The organism is Bdellovibrio sp. NC01, assembly GCF_006874625.1.
Taxonomy (GTDB): domain Bacteria; phylum Bdellovibrionota; class Bdellovibrionia; order Bdellovibrionales; family Bdellovibrionaceae; genus Bdellovibrio.
This window is the reverse complement of the sequence record NZ_CP030034.1, coordinates 1,078,792-1,091,678: the sequence shown is the minus strand read 5'-3', so window position 1 is coordinate 1,091,678 and position 12,887 is coordinate 1,078,792. Positions and strand designations below refer to the sequence as shown.

Genomic DNA, 12,887 nt, shown 5'->3' with positions numbered 1-12,887 from the left:
CGTTTTACAAAAGTTAATGAAGCAATTGTTTATAAAAAATTTTTATTTATATACTAAGCTGCCTGACTTTTAGGTTTCCGAACTAACGGAATGATCTCAGCAACATTCTGGTGCGCCTGTCCCATACGCCCATCCAAAACGATACGCAGATCTCCAACCACGGTTTGCATTGATTGTGCAAATCTTGTTAAGTCTTCGGCGGAAGCAGAAACCTCTTCCGACGAAGCGGAGTTCATTTGCGTTGCTGTATCTAATTGAGTCATCGCCTGATTGATCTGCTGCAAGCCTGTGGATTGTTGTTGGCTTGCGTGTGCAACCTCTTCACTCATCGCAGATACTTGGCGAACACAGTCGTGAATCTCTTTAAACTTCACGCCCGTTTCTTCTGCGATCTTCACACCGTCTTCAACTTGTTGAACACTAACATGAATCAAGTCCGCTACGTCTTTCGCTGAGCTTGCACTTTTCTGTGCCAGTTCCTGCATCGAAGTTGCAACGATAGAAAAACCTTTCCCCGCCTGCCCTGCGCGGGCCGCTTCGATCGCCGCATTCAGTGCCAAGATATTTGTTTGGAAAGCGATATCGTCCATCACTTGAATAATGTCTTTAATTTTCTGCGAGCTTTTTGAAATCTCGCGAATTGAATCCGCCAAATGATCAACGTCTTTTTCGCCTTCTTCGGTGCGTGACAATGCCTGTTTGGAAATGCTGACCGTTTTCACACTGGCATCGGAATTCTTTTGCACCATCGACGTGATTTCATGTAGTGCCGCAACAGTTTCTTCAATTGAAGCTGCCGCCTCTGTAGAACCTTGTGACGATTGCTCGCTACTTGCGAATAACTGTTCACTGGCCATAGCCATGTCTTCAGAACTTTTTGAAAGCTTCGTGATTGAAGTTTCAAGTGATGACGTAAGCTCTTTGATCAGGAAGATCGAAAGACCCACCACTAATAAGAAGCCGATAATAGCGCCTTCTTCTAATTGTCTTTCCACGTGTGCTGCCATTTCCGCATCTTCTTTGGTGCTAGCTGCCATCATCTGCACGCGCGTATTTGAAAGGTCTAATAAGTCGTCTGAAACTTCGTTAGAAACTTTACGGAAGTCACCTAATGCCAGTTCCTCGGCTTTATCGACTTGGCCCGCTTTCAATTCTTTGATCACCTCTGTGATCATCGTTTGCATCTTTGGCCAGTCCTCTTCGACCTGCTTAAATTTCTCTGCCGTGGAAGCCTGATGCGGAATCTTTTCATAACCTTCATAAGCTTCTTCGAAAGACGCCTCATCGGCTTCAAGACTGTCGAGCTCTTTATTCCGTTGTGAAACATCTGTATCTAAGATCGCTGTCAGTAAATGCTTCTGCATCGCCTCGCAGTCAGTCGCCATACGTCCCGCGTAGTTGAGCGACGGACCACGCACCTGATTTGCTTTTTCATTAGATGCTTTAAGTTTCGTGATACCTTGATCTGATTTATAGAAAAGATAGGCAAAACTAAGTAAAGGAATAATCGCTAAAAGGACGAGCTTTCCGCGGATACCTTGGAGCCAACGTGCAAGTTTCATAAAGTACCTCTGAAACTCACGATAAAACAGAACTTCACTTTTGCGATAATCAAGAAAACATTTGTCTCAAAAAAGTTTTCTAACTTTACTTTCAGATTTACATGGGCTCTTGAAGATCAAAATTTTTATCTCAATGTAAGACACACTGAAAATTTATTTATTTCATAACAAGGACGCGAGTCCGTGTCTGAACTTACTTAATAATAAGTTGAGCCACGACAATAAAATGTAAAACCGCTGCGACAATCACAAGGACGTGAAAGATTTCATGATAGCCAAAATATTTCGGCGAAGGATTCGGCTTCTTCAACGCGTAAATCACAGCACCCAAAGTGTAAACCACACCACCGATAAGAATCAGCGCAATGTTCGCAGAGCCCAAAGCGGTCGACATCTCTTTGACATAAGGAACTGCCAACCATCCCATCACTATATATAAGATAGCCGAGATCCACTTCGGTGCTTTGATCCAGAACAACGATTGCAACACACCGACAATCGCTGCCGCCCAAATAATCGCAAGCAACGTGCGACCGCCTGTATCTGCAATCGCCAACATACAAATCGGAGTCCCCGTTCCCGCGATCAACACGAAGATCGCACAGTGATCAAGTCGCTTCATCCACATGCGGGCTTCAGGCTGCCAATTTTTTCTATGATAAAGAGCACTCACTCCAAACATGCCACACAGACTGAGTGAATAAATCACCGCTGCCAGTAACTGCATCACGCTATTTGCTTGAACGATTAATAATGTGCAGGCACCCAACGCATAAAAGAATGCAGCTTGGTGAAAATGACCACGAAGAAGAGGTTTCACTAAAGGAATATTTGGTACTGATGACATGAAGTGAAACATACGCCCGGGCCCATTTCGACTCAACCTAAAACAAACTGCGCTGAGTTTTCTCAAGTGGAAACGCAAAAATGAAGTAAATTGAGAATCGACATGCGTCCTCTTGAAAATAAATTTAGCCTCGCGCATCCTGAAAGAGTTGAAACCAGTAAGGCTCGGGAGACTCTCCTTGGGAGAGTGAATGCTTTAGGGCCAGCTACAGGAGGACAGTGATGAAGTTTCGTATCCACGACCATCATGATGAAGCACCGAAGTGACGAGGCGTCACCAGGATTACTACGCAGAGGAGTTTGGTTCGGTCCTCTATAAAGAACGACGAACTGGTTGGATCTGATTAGATAACTCAAAGGAGGTTCCTAGGGTTATACTCGTTAGGATTTAGATCCTTCCTTTGCCTCAAGGCAAACCACGGGAAATCGTGGGGCGCAAAACTAGAGGGGCTTACCGCAAGGTTGCCAGCCAGTTGCCAAAGGTCATGAGTCACCTGAGGAATCAGAGGTGTGCATATGGAAGGTATCAATACATACAAGGATTGGTTTCATTCCCCTTAGTCAGCGAGTTATCACAGACGATTCCTTGCTGACATTTTTCTTTTCTTACTTCCTTTAAAATTTTGGTTGGTCGTGGTTCGGGGATTTTCGTAAGGCCTTTGCTTTACCCTACTCTTCGTTCGGCACGCCATCGTGGCTCATCGTCGCCACAGCTTCGCTGTGGTTCGCGCATCCATGCGCCGACGAAGGCCTCACTTCGGTAGGGCAAATCAAAGTCCTTACGAAAATTTCTCTTCGATCAAATAATTTAAATAGAAATGATAAATGTAAAATGCCAGCTGGGTATCGACGGTGGATCTGCTTACTTTAGGAATAACTAAGAGCTTGTCGCATTGCTAGCTGGGCGTGGTTGGAGCATTGTAGGCTTGCGCTTGTTGCGCTCGCTGAAAAAAAGCGGAGCAGTTTTGGGTCTGCTCCGCTTTTGGTCTTTTGGACTTTTCGATCCGGGGTGAATCGAAATTATTTTAGCTCAACTGTTGCTGACTTCCAGAATTGGATTTTTTGGTTGTCAGATGTTACGCGGTCTACTTGGACTACGATTTGTACTTTTGAACCTGATTTTAGGTATGAGCTGATGTCTGATGACTTCGCGCCCATGTCGGCAATTTTGATTGCGAATGAACCGTCGTCGCCGGCTTTCAAGCTTGTTCTTGAGAAGCCTTTTTCTGCGATGACTGCGTTTTTACCTAGAACCGTTTTGCGGATCAACGTGATGTAGTATCTTGTTGAAACTGTTGGGTATGCGATTGTCGCATCTTTTACTTTGATTACTGTGTTGTTCAAAGTACCAACTAGGTTTGGTGTGATGTTGTTTTCGTTTTTCAATGCAGACATGTCTAGGACCATTTGCAATGGTTGACGAATTTCAAAATCAACAGAACCGTTTTCGATCACGGAACCTTCGCGGTGTACTTTCAAAACGACTTCGTAATTTTTTGTGTAATCCCACTGAACGTTCACATCACCCGTCACTTCACGTTGTGCGTTTGGACGAGCTTCCGTTGTTGTTACAACTGCGTGAGTGATTGCTTCTTGAACTTCAATCAAGTGACGGCTGCTAACGCGTGGTAAGATGGCGTCATCGTAGAATTTGTACATCAAGCCCGCTGGTGACGGAACGGCTGTGAATTTTTGCAAAGATTTTTCTTTCAAATCATCTGCTTTATAACGAGCCACTTGTTCCAACAAGAATGTCACAGTTCCTTTATCGACTTGTTTACCTGCGATTTTATAACCGAAGATAGTGCTTACTGGTGTCAACTTCGCATCTGGTGCGGCTTCTGTGCCAGTTAATTCAACTGTGAATTTCTCTTGCTCTGCTGAATTCAAATCAGTTCCTGCTGGGAATTGAACTTGAACGTTCACGCCCCATTGGTGATCGTAAACATCGTGGTAACGAGTTACGCAGCATCTTTCTTCATCACGGTATCTTGTTACAGTGCGAGTGCGAGCCTCCTGACGGTAACGAGTCACTGTTCTGTATTTAGTTACGGCACGTTGATGCTGAACGGATTCATAACCACAACGTTGTCTTGTTACAGGGACGTTGTAGCATTCTTGTCTGTCACGGCAAACTGGTGGACGTGGAGTTGGCGTGATGGGACCGCCACCGCCTCCTCCGCCATTACCTGGATATGGTGCTGGGCCTGGATCGCCACCTGGATCACGTGGACGAGAAATAATATCGCTGTTGTTTGCAGTTTTTTGGATACCTACGTTTGGCACATTGTCGCAATCACGAACCGTGCGGCACTGACGTTCATAATCAGTGTAATCGTGGCAGACATAATCATTTGAATAGTACGTTTCGTAATCTGTGTAAGCTTCTTGATCTTGATAAGGAACGCTTTCGTAATACGTTTCCTCTGCTTGATAAGGCACTTGCACTGTATATGTGTCTTGATAAGGCTCTTGGCGATAAGCGTTTGCGACAAGTTTCGTTGATAGAACTTGTCCGCTTGAAGCTGTGCGAACCAATTGTTGTTTGATGTTTTCAGCCGGCTCCGCATGCGCAGAAGACACAGCAAATAGAACTGACAATAAAGTCAAACCTGTGCGTTTAATTAAAGTTTGGTGGTGCATTTTGTTCCCTCCGGTTACCCAAGAAAGGCACCAAGCAAAGGGTGTTCCATAATGCAATCCGTTATTTGTTTGTGAGACTTAATGAACGTGGGCAAAGAAGAAAAATCTTTGCCCCTAAAACGACAAAAGCCCGATTTCTCGGGCTTTTTCTTAGTTATCGTTCGCTTCTGCGACCGGAATCATGATTCTCGCGCCAACCAGCAACGAGGAAGGATTTCTAATTTTATTGCGAGCCTGAAGCTTCGTCAGTGTCACGTTGTACTTCGATGCGATGTCTGTCAGGCTCTCGCCCTTTTTTACGACATGCACTTTGTTCTTCGCAACTTCACGAGATGAAGAAGAATTCGCACCTGGCAGTTTCAACTTCATACCCAATTTCAATTTGCTACGGCGTTTGATGTTATTCAAAGACTGAAGCTCAGAAACTGTTGTTGAGTACTTCTGTGCGATCGTGAACAAAGAGTCACCCGATTGCACGATATGGAAACGGCCACCTTGTGTATCAACAGCTGCTGGAGCCGGAGAAGTTCTGCCACCATCACGTTTCGCAACTTGTGTTGCTGTCGTTTTACGATCCGAACGATCTTTTAGCGGAGTACGATCCGGAACGTAAATAGACATACCAACAGTCAAACGAGTTTTGCGAGGCAAGTCGTTCAGGTCACGAAGGTAAGCCACTGAAGTACGGTAACGACGAGCGATTGTTTTCAAGTTATCGCCACGACGGATTTTATATTTTTGTGTGTCACCGGAGTCAGCGATGAATTGAACATCACTTACAGCTGCTTCGTTAGCGGCAACAACCGCAGCTTCGTTAGTTCCTGGAGGGATACGAAGAACAAGTTCTTTACCCTTCAATGTCGCTACTTCACCTTTGAACTTAGGATTCAATGCTTTGAAGTCCTCGTAGTTCAAATTCATTTTCTCTGCCATTTGGCGCAAGTTTGTCGCCTTAGCTACAGTGATGTGATCGAACTCGATAGGTGGAAGATAATCGATGTCTTCGAAGCCGTATTTAGCTGGATCTTTTGCGATCAACTTTGCAGCGATGAATTTCGGCACGTAGTTGATAGTTTCTTTTGGAAGTCTGTTCTTACGAGCAAGTTCCCAGAAATCACGAGTGTAGTGGTTCATCACTTCACGTTTTACGCGGTTTTCACCAACGTTGTATGAAGCCATCGCCAAATACCAAGAACCGAATACGCTGTACAAACCTTTGAAGTATTCAGCAGCTGCTTGAGTCGCGAATACAGGGTCACGTCTTTCATCCACGAACGGACTGATTTCCAAACCGTAGCGTTTACCTGTGCCACGGATGAATTGCCAGTAACCCACTGCTGCTGCATGTGACGTTGCTGCTGAAGAAAAACCAGATTCAATCAAAGCGATGTAGAAAAGATCTTCAGGAAGACCGTTGTCGCGCAAAACCTTCTTCATCAATTTTTCATAACGAGAAGAGCGTGCTAGATATTTTTCCATGTGCTCGCGACCGCGGCCTTGGAAGTAAGTGATCCATTTTTCAACAAGCGGATTAACTTCAGTCGGAATAGTTTCCAACTCTTGGTCAACAACTTTAGGACCTTCTGGGTCTGACAAACGGAACGAGCTAATGTCCTTAATCTCGACATCCGCGTCCGCCGCGTTTGTAGTTTTGCCCAAATCCTTGTGGGCGCATCCTGCCAATAAGGCCAGGATCACACTCAATGTTAAAAGTCTCCTCATGAGTCCTCCGCTGTGACACAGATTTCAGGCTACAAAACTCACGACATTTTTTCAATAAAACATCGTCTTTATTTTGCCTTTTTAGACAGCAAATCCTGCCAAAGTACTGGACCAACGGCGTAAGAATCTTTTCCGAGCATGCGATAAATAAGGACGTTTCGCAAAATCGCCTTCACATAGAAGCTCGTCTCATTCCAAGGCAACTCGTCAAACCACAACTCGTTCTCTGGAGAACTCGAGGGTTGAGCGACAAGAGCTTGCACTTCTTCACGCGCACTCATCCACGTTTTCAAACGATGGGGTCCTGCATTATAAGCTGCGAGTGCAAATGGCACATTTCCTTGGAACTGGTCTAACATCTGGGAAACATAGAACGAGCCCATCGGGATATTCACTTCAGGACGGAACATATCGTCTGGAAGACTGACTTGAATGCCCAATTTGCGCGACACTTCTTGCGCTGTGGGCGGAATCATTTGCATCAAGCCCAATGCGTTCGAAGTTGAAACTGCGCGCATATTAAAGCCACTTTCCTGACGAGTCAGACTTTTCAGCAAAACCGCATCAACGCCATAACGTGAAGATTCTTTCGCATAAAGAGAATCGAATACATTCGGATAACCGATTTTCAAAAATTCTTGGCGACGCAAAGTTGGATCATTTTCCAAAGCATCGTTCAACATTTTGATCGCAGTGAAATATTGATGACGTTCCGCTAACTTCTGTGCAAAGCGCACTTTCAAAGTTGGATCTTTGATGTACGGACCCTCTTGCACTTCTGCGTGAGCTTCTGTCGTCCATCCCGCTTCAGACAAAGTATTGAAACGAGCCCATGCTTTTTTCTGACCACCAACAAGATAAAGCTCATTTGCGAGCTCAGGAGCTTTTTCAGGTTGTTCCGGCCACACGAGCTTTCCACCATTCGCTTCCGCACGCAAACGCATGCCGTAGTATGAAAATGGATATTTATCGATCAAAGTTTGCGCGGTTTTCTGAGCACGCTCTTTATTCGACTGCTCAAGCGCACGCACTAACCAATACTGACCATTCAGATCGTAACGATCACGCGATTGCTGTAACAATCTTTCAAGCAATGCTGACGCCGTTGTAAAATCTTTTTTGCGATAATAAATCAAACTGGAGCGGAACAACGCTTCCGCTGCTTCATCTGAGCCCGCATTGTAAGTGAAAAGCTTGCTGTAAAGGTCCAAAGCCAAATCATACTTACCCAAAAAATGCGCCGAACGACCTGCAACCCACAAGCTGCTTGTCACTGTCGGAGCTTGCGGATTTTTTTCGTAAGCTTTTTGCGCTAGAGCCAACGCGCCCTCGTAATCCAATTTACGATGCAGGTTTTGCGCCCAATCAAGAAGGCGTGAAGCATCCGCATCTTGCATTTCATGAAGTGCTTTTTGTTGCACCACCTCTGTGCTTGCAGAATTGTAAATCTCAAGCGGCTTATCTTTCATACGGCGAGCCGCACGCGATGCTGGGTATTGATTTAATAACGCGATCACATCTTTCAATGCTGGAATTAAATCGTTTTGCTTCAGTGACAAACGAATGCGCTCTTCAAGTTTCCCATCCTCGCCCGCTGCTTCAATTCCTGAAGTTGTGGCTTTCGCCGGAGTCGTTAAACCTTGAGTCTTCGCCAAAAATTCCAGGCGATCCGAAATATATTTTGAATCTTTCTGAAATTGCGCTTCTTCAAAAAGGAATTTTGCTTCTTTGTAGTCATTGCGGGCAATCGCAAGATCACCTAGCAATTGATAGGCTTCAGACTTTTGTTCTTTGCTTAATTCGTTGGGACTATCCAAAAGAAGTTCAATTTCAGAATCGACTTTCTTTTTCGCTTTCACCGCTGTTTCAAGACGATCTAATTCTTTTGCAACCCACGCTTGCCACAAATCATTGGCCCACGGGCCGTCTCTGAAAAGTTCAGGATTTTTTGCGATGACTTTCAAAGCGCGCTCTTCAGCCGCCGAGTTTTCAGATTTTTCTTGAGTCAAGCAGTGCAACCACGTCAAAGCGATCCAACCGCGCACGTCTTTGTGCGAATTGAAAACTTTGGGTGCGGCTTCAGAACACTGACTCCACTTCAATTGGATTTCATAACTTTTTAGTTGTGCCAATGGTGAAAGCTTTGTGCCCTTTTTGATGGCCGCTGTATCGTAAAGATTGATGAAGCCTGATGACTTCAAATCTTTTTCAAGATCAACTTTTTGCACAGGCTTCGTCGATGATGCTGCCGATGGCGCAGCCGGCGCCGCATGAGCTGTCATGAGGCTTAATAAAAGTGCTGAAATCATTCGCTGTCTCCCTCATCAGGTCCAACAAGGTCGTACTGTCCGTCGTACTTTCCGTCAAAGATATTTTTTCGTAAGTAGACCAAAGAAAACTCCTTCGATTGACGCATCGGCATAGTGATACGCATGTAAGGATGGTCCAACTGCGATTCCACGTCTGTGGCATCTTTCATATCACAAAAATAAACCAGAGCATTTGCAACTAAGTTTTTTCCGCACAGATCATAGCGAACGCCCGGCAAGAAGCGTAAAACCCACGGCCATGGCCATTGCTCCTTCATGCCGACTTGAATAAGCTCGTCTTGCAGCTTTGGCTGAGCTTTAAGCGTCTCTAAAATCAGTTCTTGAATATGCTTTTGCTCGTAAGTGGAATTCACGTAAACGTAAGGGTGTTCCATCGAGATCGGATTTCGATAAACGCCCAAATAATCGCTACGCACTTGCAATGGTAAAACGGCAATCACCACCGCAACCGCCACCCAACGTAACGCCGGGCGATGATTCATGGTAAAGATTTTTACCAACCACATGGCGAGGACAAAATAAAAGCCCCACACAATCGAAAGAATGCACCACACCGTTTTGTAAGGAATCAGCGAGTACAACAATAAAAGCGTCAAAGAATAGGCACTCATCAAACGCAGTGCGCTTTCTTTCATCATCAAACCCGCGAACGCCATCACAACACCGATCAGCACCAAGGGCTCTGCAACAAACAGAGTTTTAAGCCAATACATGAATTCTTTGTTGTGCCCGGTTTCGCCAACACCCGTCTTCATCCACGGCAAGAAGGCTTTTACAAAATCAAAAAGGCCCGAAGGATTACGCAAGAAACCTGTGAAAAAGGCGATAAAGAAAATCAGCAAAAACACGAGCAACGCCGTCGTGCCTTGCGACCACGCCGCTTTCAATTTTTTAAAAGACAATTGCTCACGCCACTCTTTGGGACCTAAGAACAAAATACCGACGACGAATGAGGCAACCGTCAAAACCCAGGTCTCTTTCAGCGTCATCATGCCAAATAAACCAACAAGCAACAGATCTAAAGATTTATTATCTTGCTCTTCACCCCAACGCAAAATTCCCAATGCAAATAACAATTGGAAAAATACGAACGGCATTTCATGAATTCCCGATCTGCCGAAAAATAGAAATGCCGGGCTGATCATCACAAAGCCCACCATGATCCACTGCATAGCGCGCGAACGAAGGAAGCTAAAGGTAAAAATCATCACCGCCAAAACCGAGAATGTCGCAGGCAAGGCTCGAAGGGTTGCGATACTACGCCCCCACAAAAACTCGAAGAACTGCAACATATAGAAATACATGGGCCCGTGATAATTGACCGGATCGTATTTGTAGAAACCCATCTTCGCCATTTGCAAAACGAACCAACCATTTATGCCTTCATCGAAATGCAGTGGCTTATTCGTGATATCATAGAAACGACTGACCAACGCCAACAGAAGAATGACAAGCCAAAGACCATATTGAGAGATTTTCGTGACCTGAGATGATTTCATTGTTACTTATCGTATGGATGGAAACCACTGTGTCAACCCCTCACTGCTCATTAATCATCTATCTTGCGAAAGACGCGGATTTGCTAAAGACCTTCATGCGTGATTTGCGCAGTTTCTTTGGTAAATTCCCGGTAAACTATGAAGTGATCGCGATAGTCGAAAAAGGTGCAAAACTAAGCCTGCAAGCCATCACAGAGGAAAGTGCATTATCATCCGAAAAAGAACGCATCGTCATTAAACAAAACACTAAAAAACTAGGGCGCGCAAAAAGCCTGATCCGCGGGCTTTCGGAAGCGACTGCTCCCGCGATGCTGATTGTGAATGCAGAAATGGCCTCACCTCTGGGCGATGTGTTTAAATTATGGCAGCATCTGATCACTGAAGAGCAAGTCGACATCACCTGGGGCAATCGCTACAGCAAAAAAGATTCGCCGTTCATGACGTCGGCAAGTCCACGCGTGCGCACAGAGCATTTCTTTAACAACATCATGCGTAGCAAAGAGCCGGAAGCCATTCAAGATCCATTGTGTGAAGTTTTGGCGATTAAGAAAACAGCATGGCAGAAAATTTATCACGAGATCAGCTTAGGGGCCGTTCGTGGTTGGTATTTAAGCCCGGCTTTGCAGCGCTGCCCAAGCTTTCATAAATTGAATGTCATTGAAGTCCCGATTTTTGATTCAGGTGCGATGTCGCATTCTTATTCCACATGGATCGAGCGCTGGCATCTTATGCGTCAAGCAAATGCCCAGTCAGATTCGGCAGAGAAAACTCAAACTCCCAACGTCTGAGTCATTCCGTTAATTGCTTCATGCAAATAGTAATCAAGCCAACGATTTGATCCTAATGGTGTTGGCTTGCTTGTCAGATAACCCAAATGCCCACCACTGTTTTCGATATGCAAGTGCACGTTCTTTGGCAGAACCGCTTCACGATAATCGACCACTGATACAAAGGGGTCATCGGCGGCTGTCAGCATGTAGGTCGGTGTCGTGATATTGGAAAGATAAAATTTAGCAGAACATGATTGATAATAATCTTCGCGATCTTTAAATCCCGCAGCGTCTGCTGTGTAGATATTGTCGAAATCCCAAATCGAAGCGAAACGCGGAATTTCATAGCGTTTGGAAATCAAACCATTCTTATATTTGTATTCAATATTTTCACGCAAGCGATTCACGAAACGAATATCGTAAATACGATTCAAGCCTGTTTTCAAAAGTTTCGCACCTTGCAACAAGTTCAGCGGCGCATTCACCGTGATTGCACCATCAGGTTTTTCGTCACCCTTGTAACCACCGACCAGGCACAACAAAATGTTGGCACTCATCGAATAGCCGATCGCGATCTGTTTTTTGCCTGGAAACTTTTGACGAAGAACTTTTAAAACCTCAGAGACATCTTCGCTGCGACCCGAGTGATAAGGATGTCGCGCGTGCGCAGCACCGTGACCGGCACCGCGATGATTCACTAGAACAACGGTGTGCCCAAGCTTGCGACACAAGATCGCTGTTCTTTGCATGTAATCGGCGTAAACGTCACCACTCAAACCGTGGTAAAGACTGACCACAACATTCGTATGGCCCTGATGATAAAAACAAAAAAGTCGATCCCCGTCAGGAAGATCGACTTCTAAATTTTGTCCAAGTTCATCAAGCATAGGGGATTTTAAAAAATGCCCCCACAATGTCTGTCCGTGACCGCTAGCGGCCCAGAACGGAGCTTGTAATGAAATAAGATCTAGTCTTTGCAATAGAACTTTCCATTTAATTGCACGTAACCGTCTGGACGATTACCGCGCGGATCGTGATGCAACCAGTGAAGCAAACCACCTTGGTTCGTCCACAAGAACATGCCACCCATTGCTACGACGTCGCCAACTTTAATTGGAATACGTGGGCACAAGTCTTCATCTGAATTATACACAGCTTGCATTTGCTTGCCATTAGAAAGACGTACGATCCATTTTTGGTGTTTCAAACCTTCGTTGTCATCAGGCAAGACTTTAATCACAACCATGCCCGAACCTTCTACGAAGTTCACTCGTTTTTGAGCATTCACAGCTCTTACGATATCAGCATCACCTGCAGATGAATCAACGACTTGTTGTTGTTGGCCATCATTTGGATAGTTGTGTTTATCACGGAAACCTTCGTTGCTTGTGCGTGGATCGTAAACTTCATTGTTCGATCTACGTTTCGCTTCCGCAGTTGAAATTGTCAGAGTAAGAGTCAGAACTAGGAACGCTACTTTGCCCAAAACTTTCATTGGATCCCCCTCCAGATGAG

General features: G+C 45.1%; 9 protein-coding genes and 1 riboswitch. Of the genes, 1 reads left to right on the top strand and 8 read right to left on the bottom strand.

What is annotated here, in order from left to right; genetic code table 11:
- Positions 1-53 precede the first annotated feature (53 nt).
- The 6 genes from DOE51_RS05290 to DOE51_RS05265 all read right to left on the bottom strand — a co-directional run bounded on the left by DOE51_RS05290 (position 54) and on the right by DOE51_RS05265 (position 10,602).
- Entirely contained in the window at positions 54-1,562 is a 1,509-nt protein-coding gene (locus tag DOE51_RS05290) for a methyl-accepting chemotaxis protein (RefSeq protein ID WP_142695522.1), read from the bottom strand.
- Positions 1,563-1,755: 193 nt separating this feature from the next.
- A complete protein-coding gene (locus tag DOE51_RS05285) occupies positions 1,756-2,409 on the bottom strand; it encodes a hemolysin III family protein (protein WP_142695521.1) in 654 nt (217 codons plus the stop codon).
- A gap of 399 nt (positions 2,410-2,808) precedes the next feature.
- A riboswitch (cyclic di-GMP riboswitch) is annotated at positions 2,809-2,889 on the top strand.
- Between the two features lie 539 nt (positions 2,890-3,428).
- Positions 3,429-5,051 (bottom strand): hypothetical protein, encoded by a 1,623-nt coding sequence (locus DOE51_RS05280; RefSeq protein WP_142695520.1) that lies wholly within the window; start codon positions 5,049-5,051, stop codon positions 3,429-3,431.
- Positions 5,052-5,201: 150 nt separating this feature from the next.
- Complete coding sequence (locus DOE51_RS05275; RefSeq protein ID WP_142695519.1) at positions 5,202-6,773, bottom strand: LysM peptidoglycan-binding domain-containing protein; 1,572 nt, start codon at positions 6,771-6,773, stop codon at positions 5,202-5,204.
- A gap of 68 nt (positions 6,774-6,841) precedes the next feature.
- On the bottom strand, positions 6,842-9,082 hold the full coding sequence (locus DOE51_RS05270; RefSeq protein WP_246845391.1) for a transglycosylase SLT domain-containing protein: 2,241 nt from the start codon (positions 9,080-9,082) through the stop codon (positions 6,842-6,844).
- Positions 9,079-10,602, bottom strand: coding sequence for a flippase activity-associated protein Agl23 (locus tag DOE51_RS05265; RefSeq protein ID WP_142695518.1), 1,524 nt, complete (start codon positions 10,600-10,602; stop codon positions 9,079-9,081). Before DOE51_RS05265 ends, DOE51_RS05270 begins: the two co-directional genes overlap by 4 nt.
- Between DOE51_RS05265 and DOE51_RS05260 the strand changes: the two genes are divergently transcribed.
- The gene (locus tag DOE51_RS05260; protein ID WP_142695517.1) at positions 10,593-11,390 is read left to right on the top strand and encodes a glycosyltransferase family 2 protein; all 798 of its coding nucleotides are present in this window, start codon (positions 10,593-10,595) and stop codon (positions 11,388-11,390) included. The genes DOE51_RS05265 and DOE51_RS05260 overlap by 10 nt on opposite strands.
- Here the strand turns inward: DOE51_RS05260 and DOE51_RS05255 are convergent.
- Together DOE51_RS05255 and DOE51_RS05250 are read right to left on the bottom strand one after the other, a co-directional pair.
- Positions 11,372-12,352 (bottom strand): YheT family hydrolase, encoded by a 981-nt coding sequence (locus DOE51_RS05255; RefSeq protein WP_142695516.1) that lies wholly within the window; start codon positions 12,350-12,352, stop codon positions 11,372-11,374. The genes DOE51_RS05260 and DOE51_RS05255 overlap by 19 nt on opposite strands.
- Positions 12,340-12,867, bottom strand: coding sequence for a DUF3465 domain-containing protein (locus DOE51_RS05250; protein ID WP_142695515.1), 528 nt, complete (start codon positions 12,865-12,867; stop codon positions 12,340-12,342). Before DOE51_RS05250 ends, DOE51_RS05255 begins: the two co-directional genes overlap by 13 nt.
- Positions 12,868-12,887: the final 20 nt, after the last annotated feature.

Bases quoted from the DNA above. Each gene is read 5' to 3' on its own strand.
- DOE51_RS05290 (WP_142695522.1), bottom strand. From the start codon at position 1,562: ATGAAACTTGCACGTTGGCTCCAAGGTATCCGCGGAAAGCTCGTCCTT.
- DOE51_RS05285 (WP_142695521.1), bottom strand. From the start codon at position 2,409: ATGTCATCAGTACCAAATATTCCTTTAGTGAAACCTCTTCTTCGTGGT.
- DOE51_RS05280 (WP_142695520.1), bottom strand. From the start codon at position 5,051: ATGCACCACCAAACTTTAATTAAACGCACAGGTTTGACTTTATTGTCA.
- DOE51_RS05275 (WP_142695519.1), bottom strand. From the start codon at position 6,773: ATGAGGAGACTTTTAACATTGAGTGTGATCCTGGCCTTATTGGCAGGA.
- DOE51_RS05270 (WP_246845391.1), bottom strand. From the start codon at position 9,082: ATGATTTCAGCACTTTTATTAAGCCTCATGACAGCTCATGCGGCGCCG.
- DOE51_RS05260 (WP_142695517.1), top strand. From the start codon at position 10,593: ATGATTTCATTGTTACTTATCGTATGGATGGAAACCACTGTGTCAACC.
- DOE51_RS05265 (WP_142695518.1), bottom strand. From the start codon at position 10,602: ATGAAATCATCTCAGGTCACGAAAATCTCTCAATATGGTCTTTGGCTT.
- DOE51_RS05250 (WP_142695515.1), bottom strand. From the start codon at position 12,867: ATGAAAGTTTTGGGCAAAGTAGCGTTCCTAGTTCTGACTCTTACTCTG.